Genomic DNA, 17,430 nt, shown 5'->3' on the forward strand with positions numbered 1-17,430 from the left:
TAAGCAGATTCAATTCTAAACCTTGTGGAGTCGAACATGTTAAACCAGCTAGAAAGCCTGACTGAGCGCGTTGGAGGAAGTAACAACCTGGTGGATCGCTGGCTACATGACCGCAAGCATCTCCTCGTGGCGTATTACAATCTGGTCGGTATTAAGCCTGGCAAAGAATCCTTCATGCGGCTGAATGAAAAAGCGCTGGACGATTTTTGTCAAAGCCTGGTCGACTACCTTTCCGACGGGCATTTCAATATTTATGAACGCATTGTCCGCGAAATGGAAGGCACAAATCCCTATTTAGCCGCCAGCAAACTCTGTTCGCTGCTGGAAGCCAACACCCAGCGGATCATGGCGTACTACGACTCCACGCTCGAGAACGCGATCGATCACGATAATTATCTCGAGTTCCAGCAGGCGCTGTCCGATCTCGGTGAAGCGCTGGAGGAGCGATTCACGCTGGAAGATAAGCTGATCGTACTCGTGCTGGATAATGACCTGAAAGCCAGCAACGAAGACAACATCGCGCGGCCGGCTTGAGTTCTTAATCGTTAACGAGTAATTTACATCTATCGCCCCTCTTCGGAGGGGGTTTTTCTTGTCGGAGTGCCCAGCGTTTGGAAAAACGCGGGCTGAGACCGTTAATTCGGGATCCGCGGAACCTGATCAGGCTAATACCTGCGAAGGGAACAAGAGTCAAACTGCTGTTGTATCGCCTTTCGGGCGATCCCCTCTTGCTTCATCCGTCGTCTGACAAGCCATGTCCTTCACCTTTGGAATGAGCTATGTCTGCAACTAAACTGACCCGTCGCGAACAGCGCGAACACGCCCAACGCTTCATCGACACCCTGGAAGGCACCGCTTTCCCGAACTCAACACGCATTTACATCACTGGCTCTCAGGCTGATATTCGCGTCCCAATGCGCGAGATCCAGCTTAGCCCGACGCTTATCGGCGGCAACAAAGAGACACCACAGTTTGAAGACAACGAAGCCGTGCCGGTGTACGACACGTCCGGCCCGTACGGCGACCCGACCGTTGCGATCAACGTGCAGCAGGGTCTGGCGAAGCTGCGCCAGGCCTGGATTGATGCGCGCAACGACAGCGAAGAATTGCCCGTCCGCAGCTCGGCGTATACCAACGCGCGTCTGGCCGACGACGGTCTGGACGCGTTGCGTTTCACCGGGCTGCTGACGCCGAAGCGTGCTAAGCCAGGCAAATGCGTTACGCAGCTGCACTACGCGCGTCAGGGCATTGTCACCCCGGAGATGGAGTTTATCGCCATCCGTGAAAATATGGGGCGCGAGCGCATCCGCAGCGAGGTGTTACGCCACCAGCATCCGGGCGAAGGGTTCGGTGCTCGCCTGCCGGAAAACATCACGCCGGAATTCGTGCGTGACGAAGTGGCGGCGGGCCGGGCTATCATCCCGGCCAACATCAACCACCCGGAATCAGAGCCGATGATCATTGGCCGCAACTTCCTGGTGAAGGTTAACGCCAACATCGGTAACTCTGCTGTCACCTCGTCCATCGAAGAAGAGGTAGAGAAACTGGTCTGGTCTACGCGCTGGGGCGCGGACACGGTGATGGATCTCTCAACCGGCCGCTATATTCACGAAACCCGCGAGTGGATCCTGCGTAACAGCCCGGTGCCGATTGGCACAGTGCCCATCTATCAGGCGCTGGAGAAAGTGAACGGCATCGCGGAAAACCTCACCTGGGAAGCCTTCCGCGACACGCTTCTGGAGCAGGCCGAACAGGGCGTGGATTACTTCACCATCCACGCTGGCGTGCTGCTGCGCTACGTGCCGATGACCGCCAAACGCTTGACCGGCATCGTCTCGCGCGGCGGTTCGATTATGGCGAAGTGGTGCCTGTCCCACCATCAGGAAAACTTCCTCTATGAACACTTCCGCGAAATCTGCGAAATCTGCGCCGCCTATGACGTCTCGCTCTCGCTGGGCGACGGCCTTCGTCCGGGATCGATCCGCGATGCCAACGACGAAGCGCAGTTTGCCGAACTGCATACGCTGGGCGAACTGACCAAAATCGCCTGGGAGTATGACGTGCAGGTGATGATTGAAGGTCCGGGACACGTGCCGATGCAGATGATCCGCCGCAACATGACCGAGGAGCTCGAGCACTGCCACGAAGCGCCGTTCTACACCTTAGGGCCGCTGACCACCGATATCGCACCGGGTTACGACCACTTCACCTCCGGTATTGGCGCGGCAATGATTGGCTGGTTCGGCTGCGCGATGCTGTGCTACGTCACGCCGAAAGAGCACCTTGGCTTGCCCAACAAAGAGGATGTGAAACAGGGGCTTATCACTTACAAAATTGCCGCGCACGCTGCAGACCTGGCGAAAGGCCACCCGGGGGCGCAGATCCGCGATAACGCGATGTCAAAGGCGCGCTTCGAATTCCGCTGGGAGGATCAGTTCAACCTCGCGCTCGACCCGTTCACCGCCCGCGCCTACCACGATGAAACCCTGCCCCAGGAGTCCGGCAAGGTGGCGCACTTCTGCTCCATGTGCGGCCCAAAATTCTGCTCAATGAAAATCAGCCAGGAAGTGCGGGACTACGCCGCCGCGCAGGCAATTGAAGTTGGGATGGCGGATATGTCAGAGAACTTCCGCGCCAGAGGCGGCGAAATTTACCTCAGAAAAGAGGAGGCATAATGTACCAGCCTGATTTCCCCTCCGTCCCCTTCCGGCTGGGGCTGTACCCGGTCGTGGACAGCGTCGAGTGGATTGCGCGCCTGCTGGAGGCCGGCGTGCGCACGATCCAGTTACGTATCAAAGATAAACGCGATGACGAGGTCGAGGCCGATGTGGTTGCCGCCATTGCGCTGGGGCGTCGTTACCAGGCCCGCCTGTTTATCAACGACTACTGGCAGCTGGCGGTGAAACACCAGGCCTACGGGGTTCATCTTGGTCAGGAAGATCTGGAAACCACCGATTTGAGCGCCATTCGTGACGCAGGGCTGCGCCTGGGCGTATCGACGCATGACGATATGGAGATCGACGTGGCGCTGGCCGCCCGTCCTTCTTATATCGCTCTCGGCCACGTTTTCCCGACGCAAACCAAGCAAATGCCTTCCGCACCGCAGGGGCTGGCGCAGCTGGCAGACCACGTTAAACGCCTGGCAGAGTATCCGACGGTCGCCATCGGCGGGATTAGCCTTGAACGCGCGGCGTCCGTTCTGGAGACCGGCGTCGGCAGCATCGCCGTCGTCAGCGCCATCACCCAGGCCAATGACTGGCGTGATGCCACCGCTCAGCTCTTACGGCTGGCAGGAGCAGGCGATGAATGATCGCGATTTTATGCGCTACAGCCGCCAGATCCTGCTGGAGGATATCGCCGTTGACGGTCAGCAAAAGCTGCTCGAAAGCCGGGTGCTGATCGTCGGTCTGGGCGGATTAGGCTCGCCTGCCGCGCTTTATCTGGCGGGCGCAGGCATCGGTACGCTGGTGCTGGCGGATGACGATGATATTCACATCAGCAATCTGCAGCGGCAGATCCTGTTTAATACGGCGGATGTGGGCCAGCCTAAGGCAGATATTGCCCGCCAGCGGCTGCATCAGCTCAACCCTGATATCGAACTCATCGCGCTTCAGACGCGCCTTAGCGGTGACAGCCTGCGACGCGAGGTTGCGCTGGCTGACGTCGTGCTCGACTGCACTGACAATATGGCGACGCGCCAGGCGATTAACGCCGCCTGCGTCGCGTACAATACGCCGCTTATCACCGCCAGCGCCGTCGGTTTTGGCGGGCAGATGATGGTCCTGACGCCGCCGTGGGCGCAGGGCTGTTACCGCTGCCTGTGGCCGGACGACGCCGAGCCGGAGCGCAACTGCCGCACAGCAGGCATTACCGGCCCCGTGGTCGGGGTGATGGGAACGTTGCAGGCGCTGGAGGCAATCACGCTGCTCTGCGGTATGGAAACGCAACGTAATACGCTGCGGCTGTTCGACGCCCGCGCCGGCGGCTGGCGTCAGCTGGCTCTCCACCGCGCAGGCCAATGCCCGGTATGCGGAGGTCACAATGCGCATCCTGTTTAACGATGAGCCAATGCAGTGTGACGAGGGGCAGACCGTAGCCACACTGCTCGATAAGCTGCGTCAGCTCAGGCCGGGAACGGCGCTGGCGCTCAATCAACAGATCCTGCCGCGCGAGCAGTGGGAACATCAGCAGGTAAGCGAAGGCGACCAGATCCTGCTGTTTCAGGTTATCGCGGGAGGCTGAGATGTTACGTATTGCCGATAAAACCTTTGATTCCCATCTGTTTACCGGAACCGGGAAATTTGCCTCTCCGCAGCTGATGGTGGATGCCATCCGGGAAAGCGGTAGCCAACTGGTGACGCTGGCGTTGAAACGCGTGGATCTGCGCCATCACAGCGACGCCATTCTGGCGCCTTTGCTGGACGCGGGCGTAACGCTCTTACCTAATACTTCCGGCGCGAAAACGGCGGAGGAGGCCATCTTTGCCGCCCGGCTGGCGCGTGAAGCCCTGGACACTCCCTGGCTGAAGCTGGAAATTCATCCGGACGCTCGCTGGCTATTACCCGATCCCATCGAAACGCTAAAGGCGGCGGAAAAGCTCGTTCAGCAGGGCTTTACCGTCCTGCCCTACTGCGGAGCCGACCCCGTCCTGTGTAAACGTCTGGAAGAGGCTGGCTGCGCGGCCGTGATGCCGCTGGGAGCGCCTATCGGCTCCAATCAGGGGCTGGAAACCCGCGCGATGCTGGAGATCATCATTGAGCAGGCGACCGTCCCCGTTATCGTTGACGCAGGTATAGGCGTGCCGAGCCATGCCGCCCAGGCGCTGGAAATGGGGGCCGATGCGGTGCTGGTCAATACCGCCATCGCCGTGGCCGACGATCCGGTTACGATGGCTCGCGCCTTCCGCCTGGCGGTCGAAGCTGGCCTGCTGGCAAGACAGTCTGGCCCCGGTTCGCGCAGCGTTCTGGCGCAGGCCACCAGCCCGCTGACCGGTTTTCTGGAGGCGTTATGATGCCGACCTTTACCGATCGCTGGCGGCAGCTTAACTGGGATGATATTGCCCTGCGCATCAACAGCAAAACCGCGGCGGACGTCGAACGGGCATTAGCTACCCGCCACCTGACCCGCGACGATATGATGGCCCTGCTCTCGCCGGCGGCCAGCGGGTATCTGGAGCCGATGGCGCAGCGCGCGCAGCGGCTCACCCGTCAGCGCTTTGGCAACACGGTGAGTTTTTACGTGCCGCTGTACCTCTCCAACCTGTGCGCCAATGACTGTACCTATTGTGGCTTCTCAATGAGCAACCGCATCAGGCGTAAAACGCTTGATGAGCATGAAATCGCCCGCGAATGCGCCGCCATACGAGAGATGGGTTTTGAGCACCTGCTGCTGGTCACCGGTGAGCATCAGAGCAAGGTCGGAATGGACTACTTTCGCCAGCATCTTCCCGCCATTCGCCGTGAGTTTGCGTCGCTGCAGATGGAGGTTCAGCCGCTGTCGCAGGAGGAGTATGCGGAGCTAAAAACCCTCGGTCTGGACGGCGTGATGGTTTATCAGGAAACCTATCACGAGGCGATGTATGCCCGGCATCACCTGAAAGGCAAGAAACAGGACTTTATCTTCCGGCTGGAGACGCCGGACAGGCTGGGACGCGCCGGGATCGATAAAATCGGCCTTGGGGCACTGATTGGGCTATCCGACAGCTGGCGGGTGGATTGCTACATGGTGGCGGAACATCTGCTGTGGCTCCAGCAGCACTACTGGCAGAGCCGTTACTCCATCTCGTTTCCCCGGCTGCGCCCTTGCGCGGGCGGCATTGAGCCCGCGTCGATCATGGATGAACGCCAGCTGGTGCAAACCATCTGCGCGTTTCGCCTGCTCGCCCCGGAAGTGGAATTATCGCTCTCCACCCGGGAGGCCCCGGCGTTTCGCGATCGGGTGATACCGCTTGCGATAAACAACGTCAGCGCCTTTTCTAAAACGCAGCCGGGCGGCTATGCCGATGAACGCCCTGAACTGGAGCAGTTCGCCCCGCATGATGGCCGACGACCGGAAGCGGTCGCGGCCGCCCTGAAGGCTCAGGGGCTGCAGCCCGTCTGGAAAGACTGGGACAGCTGGCTGGGAAGAGCTTCGCAATTACGCTGAAACCCGGTGTAAACGCGAAGAAAGGTTACGAGGCGGCTCGAAAGATGATAACCGGGTGATTGTCGACCGATGCCCGGTTTTTTTATGCTTAGCGGGTCAGCAACGGACGCTGACCAGGGCGAAAGGCTTCTTCCTCGTTTCGCCCTGCCCTCTCACCCAACGCAATTCACCGCGAAAATAAAAGGCACTTTCTTATTCACACTTAAGATAAATCATCTCCCCGCCCAGGCATTTCCTTATAATTGGCTGTCTGCATCCGGACAGCGACTATGCTGAGAGGATATCGATTTACGCGACGCGTTCACCATCGGGATTGATGTACAGCTCATGGCACTTCACAGCACTAAACTTTCGTTTACCCGGCCGATCATGCTCAGCTTTGCGGGGATCTTGTTCAGCTTCGTGCTGATTGCGCTCTTTATCACGCTGACACAGCGCAAGGATTTCCTCGATGAGTATCATAAGATCAATGGTAATTTCACCCACAATCTTGCGGTCAACTACACCGAATCCATCCTGCGCGAAAACGATCATATTCTGGGTACCGCCACGACCTTTTTCGCCCGCAATAACCGGCTGAATGAGACGCTAAGCACCCATCCTGAAGAGGGGCTGCAGGTACTGATGCACCTTCAGAACCTGATGCCGAGCGTATCGTCGATCTCACTTGCAGATACAGAGGGGCACTATCTGCGTGCGCCAGAAGTGCTGCCGACCGATAAAAGCAAAACGTTTGATGCACGTACCCGCCCGTGGTTTGTCGCCCAGGCCGAGGCCAGCTCCTTCAGCAATTACACGCATCCGTACAGGGACTACTTCACCGACCATCCCACGGTCACCGTTTACAGGCCGGTCATTTCACCGGAAGGCCGTTTGAAAGGCACCCTGGCGTTTCATCTCGATCTGACCTCAATGGGTTACACCCTGCGCCAGATGGTTGCCCCTGTTCAGGGCGAGTTCTTCGTCGTTGAACGCGATGGCGCGGTGGTGCTTCACCCGGACACGGGCGCGCTCTTTAAGCGGTACGTCAGCGAAGCGCTGATGAATAAAATGACCAGCGGTGAAGGGCACATTTACGATCAAAAAAGTAATGCCTGGTACTACTATTACTCCTTTACCAACCCTGACTGGTTTGTCATCTACCGGGTATCTGACGCGACGCTTGCCGATATTACCCGCCACGAGACAGCGCTCATCAGCTGGGGTTTCGCGCTGGCCGCCATTATCATTGTGCTGTTCGGGCTCTATCTGCGCCATGCTTCCCGCACCGTTCTGATGAATATTATCAACGCCATTAAAACCGGCGACGTGAGCCAGGCGCCTCGCCTTGAATCCATGCTCAGCCACACCATTCAGTCAAACAAAGAACGCGAGCTGGCCTACGTCCGACAGGCCACCCACGATGCGCTGACGGGCTGTAAGAATCGCCGCGCTTTTGATAACGATATGACAGAGCTGATGAATAACCATCAGCCTTTCGCGCTGGCGCTGGTGGATATCGATAATTTCAAATCGATCAACGACACCTGGGGTCATCTGAGCGGCGATATCGTCCTGCGCAACGTCGCGCGTGAAGGCCTGCAGGTGATGCAGCCGCACAGCGTTTCCGTTTATCGTTACGGCGGAGAAGAGTTCGCGGTGATCTTCCAGGCCGAACGGTCCGAAGCCTCCCGGCAGTTACTGGAGGCGTGGCGTAGCGCCGTTGAACAGCGCGAGTGGCGGGAAGACAACCTCCATGTCACCTTCAGCGCCGGGCTGGGTGAGTGGCAGTTCGAACCGCTGGAACAGTTTGTTGGCCGTGTCGATGCCGCCCTGTATCAGGCCAAACAGCAGGGCAAAAACCGCATTTTGCTTACCTCTGAGATCTAATTCCCGCCTCCCCCATTCGCCCGTTTCGGCGGGCAGAATCATCGCTTATGTAAAATTGTAACCGGTTTCATAAAAATACCGATTTCTTTGTGATGCCAGACACACAATCGCGGTAAAGCGGTTGTTGAAGCCCACTGCACGGGATAATTATCAATAAACACATGTAGATCGAGGCTGACTATGAAGAACATCGTTTTATGCTGTGCAGCGGGAATGTCAACCAGCATGCTGGTTCAACGTATGAAAGATGCCGCAGTGAAAAAAGGGGTTGAAGTAACCATTAAAGCCGTTCCGGTCGCGGAATTTAAGGACAATATCGCGACGGCTGACATCGTATTACTGGGGCCACAGGTGAAATACGAGCAGGCAAAACTTCAGGCGCAGGCCGACCCGCTGGGTAAAAAGGTCGCGGTTATCGACATGATGGATTACGGCATGATGAAAGGCGATGCCGTGCTGGAAAAAGCGCTCAAGCTGCTGGAGTCATAATGGAAGACTTAGAAACAACAATCATGGAATTGCTGGTCAACGCTGGCGCGGCGCGTAGCGCTGCCCTGACGGCATTACAGATGGCACGCAAAGGTGAATTTGACGAAGCCGAAAAGGCAATGGAGGAGTCGCGCGAATACGTTAAGCACGCGCACACCATCCAGACCCAGCTCATTGGCCTTGATGAAGGCACCGGAAAATTGCCGGTTAACCTGATCACCGTCCACTCTCAGGATCACCTGATGAATGCGATGGTCATTCAGGATCTGGCGGGCGATATGATTGAGCTTTATCGACGCATCCCGTTGGTAAACTAAGAACCTACAGATGTAAAAAAACCCGCCGAGGCGGGTTTTTTATTGTCGGGTGACGCTACGCTTACCCGACCTCCGTGGTACATGCCCGGTAATGTTCGCCACCGGGCATCAACGATTACTCGTTGTCAGAACCACCCAGACCTGCGTTCAGCAGTTCTGCCAGGCTCGCGGATGCATCTTCTGCAGTAACCTGCGGTGCAGCTGGCAGTTCGCCTGCCGCACGACGACGCATACGATCCTGGTGGTACGCATAACCGGTACCGGCCGGGATCAGACGACCCACGATAACGTTCTCTTTCAGACCGCGCAGTTCATCACGTTTACCCGCAACAGCCGCTTCGGTCAGGACACGCGTGGTTTCCTGGAACGATGCTGCAGAGATGAAGGACTCGGTTGCCAGAGACGCTTTTGTGATACCCAGCAGATCGCGTGAGAAGGTCGCACCGATTTTGCCGTTCGCTTCCAGATCGCGGTTAGCGATCTTAACGCGAGAGTATTCAACCTGCTCGCCTTCCAGGAAGTCGGAGCTGCCTGCGTTTTCGATGGTTGCTTTACGCAGCATCTGACGAACGATAACTTCGATGTGCTTATCGTTAATCTTAACGCCTTGCAGACGGTAAACGTCCTGTACTTCGTTGGTGATGTAACGCGTTACTGCGTGTACGCCACGAAGACGCAGAATGTCGTGTGGTGCTTCTGGACCATCGGAAACCACATCACCACGTTCTACACGTTCACCTTCAAACACGTTGAGCTGACGCCATTTTGGAATCATCTCTTCGTACGGCTCGCTGCCATCTACCGGGGTGATAACCAGACGACGTTTCCCTTTGGTCTCTTTACCGAAGGAAATGATACCGCTGATTTCAGCCAGGATTGCCGGCTCTTTCGGACGACGTGCTTCAAACAGATCCGCAACGCGTGGCAGACCACCGGTGATGTCCTTGGTACCGCCGGATTCCTGAGGAATACGCGCCAGGGTGTCACCAGAACTGATCTGTACGCCATCTTCCAGCTGTACAATCGCTTTACCCGGCAGGAAGTACTGCGCAGGCATATCGGTACCAGGGATCAGAACGTCGTTACCCTGACCATCAACGATTTTCAGTGCAGGACGCAGGTCTTTACCACCGGCAGTACGTTCAGCAGAATCCAGAACCACCAGAGAAGACAGACCGGTCAGCTCGTCGGTCTGACGAGTAATGGTCTGGCCGTCGATCATGTCAGTGAAGCGGATGAAACCACTTACTTCGGTGATAACCGGCATGGTGTGTGGATCCCAGTTTGCAACGGTTTCACCGCCAGCAACCTGCTCGCCATCACCTTTCGCCATAACCGCACCGTAAGGCACTTTATAGCTCTCTTTGGTACGACCGAATTCGTCGATCAGCTTCAGCTCGGTGTTACGTGAGGTGACAACCAGCTTGCCTGAAGAGTTAACAACAGACTTCGCGTTGCTGAGCTTGATGCTACCTTTGTTTTTCACCTGGATGCTGGATTCAGCAGCCGCACGAGATGCCGCACCACCGATGTGGAACGTACGCATCGTCAGCTGTGTACCCGGCTCACCGATGGACTGTGCCGCGATAACGCCGATTGCTTCACCTTTGTTGATGATGTGGCCACGCGCCAGGTCACGACCATAGCAGTGTGCACATACACCAAAGTCGGTGTCACAGGATACAACGGAACGCACTTTCACGGAGTCAACAGAGTTCGCTTCCAGCAGGTCACACCAGTGCTCGTGCAGCAGCGTGTTGCGTGGAACCAGAATGTCTGCGGTACCCGGCTTCAGAATGTCTTCCGCGGTAACACGGCCCAGTACGCGATCGCGCAGCGGCTCTTTAACATCACCACCCTCGATAACCGGGGTCATGGTGATACCTTCGAGGGTGCCACAATCGTCTTCAGTCACAACCAGATCCTGAGCAACGTCAACCAGACGACGCGTCAGATAACCGGAGTTTGCTGTTTTCAGTGCGGTATCCGCCAGACCTTTACGCGCACCGTGCGTGGAGATGAAGTACTGGAGTACGTTCAGACCTTCACGGAAGTTCGCGGTGATTGGCGTTTCGATGATGGAGCCATCTGGCTTCGCCATCAGACCACGCATACCTGCCAGCTGACGAATCTGTGCTGCAGAACCACGCGCACCGGAGTCGGCCATCATGTAGATGCTGTTGAAGGAAACCTGCTGCTCTTCGACGCCGTCACGGTTAATCACGGTTTCGGTTTGCAGGTTATCCATCATCGCTTTGGATACACGATCGTTCGCCGCTGCCCAGATATCGATAACTTTGTTGTAGCGTTCGCCCGCGGTGACCAGACCAGACTGGAACTGCTCCTGGATCTCAGCAACTTCGGCTTCCGCTTCAGAGATGATCTCGTGTTTCTTCTCTGGGATGACCATGTCATCGATACCAACAGAGGCACCTGAACGCGCTGCATAAGCAAAGCCGGTGTACATCGTCTGGTCAGCGAAGATAACGGTCGGCTTCAGACCCAAAATGCGGTAACAGGTGTTCAGCATTTTGGAGATCGCTTTCTTGCCCAGCGCCTGGTTGACGATGGAGAAAGGCAGACCTTTCGGTACGATCATCCACAGAATCGCACGGCCAACGGTCGTGTCTTTCAGGCTGGTTTTCGCAACGAATTCGCCGTTTTCATCTTTTTCATATTCGGTGATACGCACTTTAACGCGCGCATGCAGAGAGGCCAGGCCAGCGCGATAAATACGCTCAGCTTCTTTCGGACCAGTCAGCACCATGCCTTCGCCTTTGGCGTTAACACAGTCACGGGTCATGTAGTACAGACCCAATACAACGTCCTGAGAAGGAACGATGATTGGCTCACCGTTCGCTGGAGACAGGATGTTGTTGGTAGACATCATCAGCGCACGCGCTTCCAGCTGGGCTTCCAGCGTCAGCGGTACGTGAACAGCCATCTGGTCACCATCGAAGTCGGCGTTATAGGCCGCACAAACCAGCGGGTGCAGCTGGATAGCTTTACCTTCGATCAGTACTGGCTCAAATGCCTGGATACCTAAACGGTGCAGGGTTGGTGCACGGTTCAGCAGTACCGGGTGTTCGCGGATCACTTCGTCCAGGATATCCCAAACGACAGCTTCTTCACGCTCAACCATTTTCTTAGCGGCTTTGATGGTGGTGGCGAGGCCACGCAGCTCCAGCTTGCCGTAGATGAACGGTTTGAACAGCTCCAGTGCCATTTTCTTCGGCAGACCGCACTGATGCAGACGCAGGTATGGACCTACGGTGATAACAGAACGACCGGAGTAGTCAACACGCTTACCGAGCAGGTTCTGACGGAAACGACCCTGCTTACCTTTGATCATGTCGGCCAAAGATTTCAGAGGACGTTTGTTAGAACCGGTGATCGCACGACCGCGACGACCGTTATCCAGCAGGGCATCGACCGCTTCCTGCAGCATACGTTTTTCGTTACGTACGATGATGTCAGGCGCAGCCAGATCCAGCAGACGTTTCAGACGGTTGTTACGGTTAATGACGCGACGATACAGATCGTTCAGGTCAGACGTCGCGAAACGACCACCATCAAGCGGAACCAGTGGACGCAGGTCTGGCGGCAGAACCGGCAGAACGGTCAGGATCATCCACTCTGGCTTGTTACCAGACTGAACGAACGCTTCCAGCAGTTTGATACGCTTGGTCAGCTTTTTACGTTTGGTTTCGGAGTTAGTTTCGTTCAGCTCTTCACGCAGCTGCTCGCACTCTTGCTCCAGATCCATGCTCTTCAGCAGGGCCTGAATAGCTTCCGCACCCATCTTCGCGTCGAATTCGTCACCGAACTCTTCCAGCGCGTCCAGATACTGTTCTTCGGTCAGGATCTGGTGACGTTCCAGGTTCGTCATCCCGCCTTCGATAACCACATAAGATTCGAAGTACAGAACACGTTCGATATCGCGCAGCGGCATATCCAGCAGCAGACCGATACGGGACGGCAGAGATTTCAGGAACCAGATGTGCGCCGTTGGAGACGCCAGCTCGATGTGGCCCATGCGCTCACGACGCACTTTGGTCTGGGTCACTTCAACGCCGCACTTCTCACAGATCACACCACGGTGTTTCAGGCGCTTGTACTTACCGCACAGGCACTCGTAGTCTTTTACTGGCCCGAAAATACGTGCACAGAAAAGGCCGTCACGCTCAGGCTTGAACGTACGGTAGTTGATGGTTTCCGGCTTTTTAACTTCACCGAAAGACCATGAACGGATCATGTCTGGCGAAGCCAGAGCAATTTTGATCGCATCAAACTCTTCGGTTTTAGTCTGCGCTTTCAGAAACTTTAATAAATCTTTCACGGATTTGCTCCCGTCGGAGTTAGCACAATCTGGTGTCGGGGGTTAACCCGACACCAGTGACCTGTTTGAGCGAGAATTACTCGTCTTCCAGTTCGATGTTGATACCCAGCGAACGAATCTCTTTCAACAGTACGTTGAAGGATTCTGGCATGCCCGGCTCCATCTGATGGTTGCCGTCCACGATGTTTTTATACATCTTGGTACGACCGTTCACGTCATCAGACTTAACGGTAAGCATTTCCTGCAGGGTGTATGCTGCGCCGTATGCTTCCAGCGCCCACACTTCCATCTCCCCGAAGCGCTGACCACCGAACTGTGCCTTACCACCCAGCGGCTGCTGAGTAACCAGGCTGTAAGAACCGGTAGAACGAGCGTGCATCTTGTCGTCGACCAGGTGGTTCAGTTTCAGCATGTACATGTAACCTACGGTTACCGGACGCTCGAACTGTTCACCGGTACGGCCGTCAAACAGCGTAATCTGACCAGACGTTGGCAGACCACCCAGTTGCAGCAGCTCTTTGATTTCAGCTTCTTTTGCACCGTCGAATACCGGCGTTGCAATCGGCATACCTTTGCGCAGGTTCTCTGCCAGACGCAGCACTTCGTCATCGCTGAAGGTATTCAGGTCGACTTTCTGACGAACGTCGGTACCCAGATCGTAGGCACGCTGGATGAATTCGCGCAGTTTCGCGACTTCTTCCTGCTGCTTCAGCATGGCGTTGATCTTGTCGCCGATACCTTTTGCAGCCATACCCAGGTGGGTTTCCAGAATCTGACCGATGTTCATACGAGACGGTACGCCCAATGGGTTCAGTACGATATCTACCGGCGTACCGTTAGCATCGTGCGGCATATCTTCGATCGGGTTGATCTTAGAAATAACACCCTTGTTACCGTGACGACCTGCCATCTTATCACCAGGCTGGATCTGACGTTTAACGGCCAGATACACCTTAACAATCTTCAGCACGCCTGGTGCCAGATCGTCGCCCTGAGTGATTTTGCGGCGTTTCGCTTCGAGTTTTTTCTCGAACTCGTGTTTCAGTTCGTCATACTGCTCAGCCAGCTGTTCCAGCTGATTCTGTTTCTCTTCGTCGGTCAGGCCCAGTTCCAGCCAGCGATCGCGTGGCAGTTTGTCGAGCTTCTCAGCTTCGATACCACCGGCAACGAGTACCGCATAGATACGGCTGAACAGACCTGCTTCGAGGATCTGCAGTTCTTCAGACAGGTCTTTTTTCGCCTGCTTGAGCTGCATCTCTTCGATTTCCAGCGCACGTTTATCTTTTTCAACGCCATCACGAGTGAAGACCTGAACGTCGATAACCGTACCGGATACACCGTTTGGTACGCGCAGAGAAGAGTCTTTAACGTCAGACGCTTTCTCACCGAAGATTGCACGCAGCAGTTTTTCTTCTGGCGTCAGCTGGGTTTCACCTTTTGGCGTAACCTTACCAACCAGAATGTCGCCGCCGGTCACTTCCGCACCGATGTAAACAATACCGGATTCATCCAGCTTGGAGAGCGCAGCTTCACCCACGTTAGGGATGTCAGCGGTGATCTCTTCTGGCCCCAGCTTGGTGTCACGGGACACACACGCCAGTTCCTGAATGTGGATGGTGGTGAAACGATCTTCCTGAACCACACGCTCGGAGACGAGGATGGAGTCTTCGAAGTTGTAACCGTTCCACGGCATGAACGCTACGCGCATGTTCTGACCGAGCGCCAGTTCACCGAGGTCGGTGGACGGACCGTCTGCCAGCACGTCGCCGCGCTCAACTGGCTCACCCAGAGACACGCATGGCATCTGGTTGATACAGGTGTTCTGGTTAGAACGGGTGTATTTGGTCAGGTTATAAATGTCGATACCTGCTTCGCCCGGGTACATCTCGTCTTCGTTAACTTTGATAACGATACGGGAAGCATCCACGTACTGTACGGTACCGCCACGTTTAGCAACCGCAGTTACACCGGAGTCAACGGCAACAGCACGTTCCATACCGGTACCAACCAGCGGCTTATCAGCGCGCAGCGTTGGAACGGCCTGACGTTGCATGTTCGCACCCATCAATGCACGGTTGGCGTCATCGTGTTCCAGGAACGGGATCAGGGACGCACCGACGGAGACCACCTGCTGGGTGGAAACGTCCATGTAGTCAACCTGGTCACGGCTGAACAGGCTGGATTCGCCTTTACTACGACAGGTAACGAGATCTTCTACAAAGTGGCCTTCGTCATCCAGGTTGGAGTTCGCCTGAGCGATAACGTAGTTGCCTTCTTCGATAGCAGACAGGTAATGAATTTCGTCGGTTACAACACCGTCAGTCACTTTACGATACGGAGTCTCGAGGAAACCGTATTCGTTAGTCTGTGCGTACACGGACAGGGAGTTGATCAGACCGATGTTTGGACCTTCAGGCGTTTCGATTGGACATACGCGACCGTAGTGCGTCGGGTGTACGTCTCGAACTTCGAAGCCTGCACGTTCACGGGTCAGACCGCCTGGGCCGAGTGCAGAGATACGACGCTTGTGCGTAATCTCAGACAGCGGGTTGTTCTGGTCCATAAACTGAGACAGCTGGCTGGAACCGAAGAACTCTTTCACGGCTGCGGAAATCGGCTTGGCGTTGATCATATCCTGAGGCATCAGGGTATCCAGATCGCCCAGAGACAGACGCTCTTTCACCGCACGCTCTACACGTACCAGGCCAACGCGGAACTGGTTTTCCGCCATTTCGCCTACGGAACGGATACGACGGTTGCCGAGGTGGTCGATATCATCCACTTCGCCTTTGCCGTTACGGATATCGATGAGCTTCTTCATCACTTCGATGATGTCGTCTTTGCTCAGGATTCCGGAACCTTCGATTTCGTCACGCAGCAGAGAACGGTTGAACTTCATACGACCTACCGCAGACAGATCGTAGCGGTCTTCGGAGAAGAACAGGTTCTCAAACAGGCTTTCAGCTGCTTCACGAGTTGGTGGCTCACCAGGGCGCATCATGCGGTAGATTTCTACCAGCGCGCTCAGACGATCGGTCGTTGGGTCGACGCGAATGGTCTCAGAGATATACGCACCGTGGTCCAGATCGTTGGTGAACAGCGTTTCGATACGCTTGTGACCAGACTGGCTCAGCTTAGCCAGCAGATCCAGGCTCAGCTCCATGTTAGCCGGGCAGATCAGCTCGCCAGTTGACTCGTCAACGTAATCTTTCGCGGATACTTTTCCTGCAATGTATTCAACCGGTACTTCGATGAGTTTGATATCATCTTTTTCCAGCTGACGAATATGGCGCGCAGTAATACGGCGACCTTTTTCCACATACACTTTGCCGTCGGCTTCGATGTCGAACGACGCGGTCTCACCACGCAGACGTTCCGGCACCAGCTCCATCTGCAGCTTGTTGTCGCGGATTTCAAAGATCACTTTCTCGAAGAACAGGTCCAGGATCTGTTCAGTCGTATATTGCAGCGCACGCAGGATGATGGTTGCAGGCAGTTTACGACGACGGTCGATACGGACAAACAGGTTGTCTTTCGGATCGAACTCAAAGTCCAGCCATGAACCACGGTAAGGGATGATGCGTGCGTTATACAGTACTTTACCGGAAGAGTGTGTTTTACCTTTATCGCTGTCGAAGAAGACGCCCGGGCTACGGTGCAGCTGGGAAACGATAACACGCTCAGTACCGTTGATAACGAAAGTACCGTTGTCCGTCATGAGTGGAATTTCACCCATGTAGACTTCTTGTTCTTTAATGTCTTTTACGGTGCCTTCCGGCGCTTCGCGCTCGTAGATCACCAGACGCAGTTTTACGCGCAGCGGTGCGGAATAGGTCACGCCACGGATCTGACATTCCTGAACGTCAAACACCGGTTCGCCAAGGCGATAGCTGACGTACTGCAGCTCGGAATTACCGCTGTAGCTCTGAATTGGGAACACGGAGCGGAAGGCTGCTTCCAGGCCGTACTGCCCTTCAGGATCTTGCTCGATAAACTTCTGGAACGAGTCAAGCTGGATAGAAAGGAGATAAGGTATGTCCAGAACTTGTGGACGTTTACCAAAATCCTTACGAATACGTTTTTTCTCGGTATAGGAGTAAACCATAGGGTTCCTCAGCTCGCTGACAAGTCGACGCATCTGTCCGACGAAGGGACAGTTTGTGCAACACCATTTTGTGGACCGGAAAATTGAATACTTTCCGCAATACCTGTTGCTATCACGCTTAAATCATTTCGTCGCGATTTACACAGAGCGAGCACCCTGTCGCAATA

The 17,430-nt window shown here is 55.6% G+C and carries 12 protein-coding genes and 1 riboswitch; of the genes, 10 read left to right on the forward strand and 2 right to left on the reverse strand.

Features of this window, described 5'->3' with window-relative positions; all coding sequences use genetic code 11:
• Positions 1–36: 36 nt before the first annotated feature.
• The 10 genes from rsd (at position 37) to I6L58_RS11475 (ending at position 8,819) form a co-directional block, all read left to right on the forward strand.
• Positions 37–534, forward strand: coding sequence for a sigma D regulator (gene rsd, locus I6L58_RS11430; RefSeq protein ID WP_088209511.1), 498 nt, complete (start codon positions 37–39; stop codon positions 532–534).
• A gap of 52 nt (positions 535–586) precedes the next feature.
• A riboswitch (TPP riboswitch) is annotated at positions 587–700 on the forward strand.
• Positions 701–779: 79 nt separating this feature from the next.
• Positions 780–2,675, forward strand: a complete 1,896-nt coding sequence (thiC, locus tag I6L58_RS11435) for a phosphomethylpyrimidine synthase ThiC (RefSeq protein ID WP_088209512.1) — start codon at positions 780–782, stop codon at positions 2,673–2,675.
• The gene (thiE, locus tag I6L58_RS11440) at positions 2,675–3,310 is read left to right on the forward strand and encodes a thiamine phosphate synthase (RefSeq protein WP_006176759.1); all 636 of its coding nucleotides are present in this window, start codon (positions 2,675–2,677) and stop codon (positions 3,308–3,310) included. The genes thiC and thiE overlap by 1 nt, the downstream gene beginning before the upstream one ends.
• Complete coding sequence (locus I6L58_RS11445) at positions 3,303–4,058, forward strand: HesA/MoeB/ThiF family protein (RefSeq protein ID WP_058610864.1); 756 nt, start codon at positions 3,303–3,305, stop codon at positions 4,056–4,058. The genes thiE and I6L58_RS11445 overlap by 8 nt, the downstream gene beginning before the upstream one ends.
• On the forward strand, positions 4,042–4,242 hold the full coding sequence (gene thiS, locus I6L58_RS11450; protein WP_006176757.1) for a sulfur carrier protein ThiS: 201 nt from the start codon (positions 4,042–4,044) through the stop codon (positions 4,240–4,242). Before I6L58_RS11445 ends, thiS begins: the two co-directional genes overlap by 17 nt.
• Before the next feature lies 1 nt (position 4,243).
• Complete coding sequence (gene thiG, locus I6L58_RS11455; RefSeq protein ID WP_058610865.1) at positions 4,244–5,011, forward strand: thiazole synthase; 768 nt, start codon at positions 4,244–4,246, stop codon at positions 5,009–5,011.
• The gene (gene thiH, locus I6L58_RS11460) at positions 5,011–6,144 is read left to right on the forward strand and encodes a 2-iminoacetate synthase ThiH (RefSeq protein WP_058610867.1); all 1,134 of its coding nucleotides are present in this window, start codon (positions 5,011–5,013) and stop codon (positions 6,142–6,144) included. Before thiG ends, thiH begins: the two co-directional genes overlap by 1 nt.
• A 327-nt stretch (positions 6,145–6,471) precedes the next feature.
• Positions 6,472–8,013, forward strand: a complete 1,542-nt coding sequence (locus I6L58_RS11465) for a sensor domain-containing diguanylate cyclase (RefSeq protein ID WP_088209513.1) — start codon at positions 6,472–6,474, stop codon at positions 8,011–8,013.
• 180 nt (positions 8,014–8,193) lie between these two features.
• On the forward strand, positions 8,194–8,502 hold the full coding sequence (locus I6L58_RS11470) for a PTS sugar transporter subunit IIB (protein WP_006176751.1): 309 nt from the start codon (positions 8,194–8,196) through the stop codon (positions 8,500–8,502).
• Positions 8,502–8,819: a PTS lactose/cellobiose transporter subunit IIA gene (locus I6L58_RS11475; protein ID WP_008503455.1), complete on the forward strand. Its 318-nt coding sequence runs from the start codon at positions 8,502–8,504 to the stop codon at positions 8,817–8,819. The genes I6L58_RS11470 and I6L58_RS11475 overlap by 1 nt, the downstream gene beginning before the upstream one ends.
• A 115-nt stretch (positions 8,820–8,934) precedes the next feature.
• Here I6L58_RS11475 and rpoC read toward each other — a convergent pair whose 3' ends face one another.
• A complete protein-coding gene (rpoC, locus tag I6L58_RS11480; RefSeq protein ID WP_006176749.1) occupies positions 8,935–13,158 on the reverse strand; it encodes a DNA-directed RNA polymerase subunit beta' in 4,224 nt (1,407 codons plus the stop codon).
• 76 nt (positions 13,159–13,234) lie between these two features.
• Positions 13,235–17,263 carry a DNA-directed RNA polymerase subunit beta gene (gene rpoB, locus I6L58_RS11485; RefSeq protein WP_042320726.1) on the reverse strand — a complete coding sequence of 1,343 codons (4,029 nt, stop codon included), beginning with the start codon at positions 17,261–17,263 and terminating at the stop codon, positions 13,235–13,237.
• Positions 17,264–17,430: the final 167 nt, after the last annotated feature.

The sequence above is a fragment of the Enterobacter cancerogenus genome, from assembly GCF_019047785.1.
Lineage (GTDB): Bacteria > Pseudomonadota > Gammaproteobacteria > Enterobacterales > Enterobacteriaceae > Enterobacter > Enterobacter cancerogenus.

Coding starts and splice junctions, on each gene's coding strand:
- rsd (WP_088209511.1), top strand. CDS start 37: ATGTTAAACCAGCTAGAAAGCCTGACTGAGCGCGTTGGAGGAAGTAAC.
- I6L58_RS11465 (WP_088209513.1), top strand. CDS start 6,472: ATGGCACTTCACAGCACTAAACTTTCGTTTACCCGGCCGATCATGCTC.
- thiC (WP_088209512.1), top strand. CDS start 780: ATGTCTGCAACTAAACTGACCCGTCGCGAACAGCGCGAACACGCCCAA.
- I6L58_RS11475 (WP_008503455.1), top strand. CDS start 8,502: ATGGAAGACTTAGAAACAACAATCATGGAATTGCTGGTCAACGCTGGC.
- I6L58_RS11470 (WP_006176751.1), top strand. CDS start 8,194: ATGAAGAACATCGTTTTATGCTGTGCAGCGGGAATGTCAACCAGCATG.
- thiS (WP_006176757.1), top strand. CDS start 4,042: ATGCGCATCCTGTTTAACGATGAGCCAATGCAGTGTGACGAGGGGCAG.
- thiE (WP_006176759.1), top strand. CDS start 2,675: ATGTACCAGCCTGATTTCCCCTCCGTCCCCTTCCGGCTGGGGCTGTAC.
- I6L58_RS11445 (WP_058610864.1), top strand. CDS start 3,303: ATGAATGATCGCGATTTTATGCGCTACAGCCGCCAGATCCTGCTGGAG.
- rpoB (WP_042320726.1), bottom strand. CDS start 17,263: ATGGTTTACTCCTATACCGAGAAAAAACGTATTCGTAAGGATTTTGGT.
- thiG (WP_058610865.1), top strand. CDS start 4,244: ATGTTACGTATTGCCGATAAAACCTTTGATTCCCATCTGTTTACCGGA.
- thiH (WP_058610867.1), top strand. CDS start 5,011: ATGCCGACCTTTACCGATCGCTGGCGGCAGCTTAACTGGGATGATATT.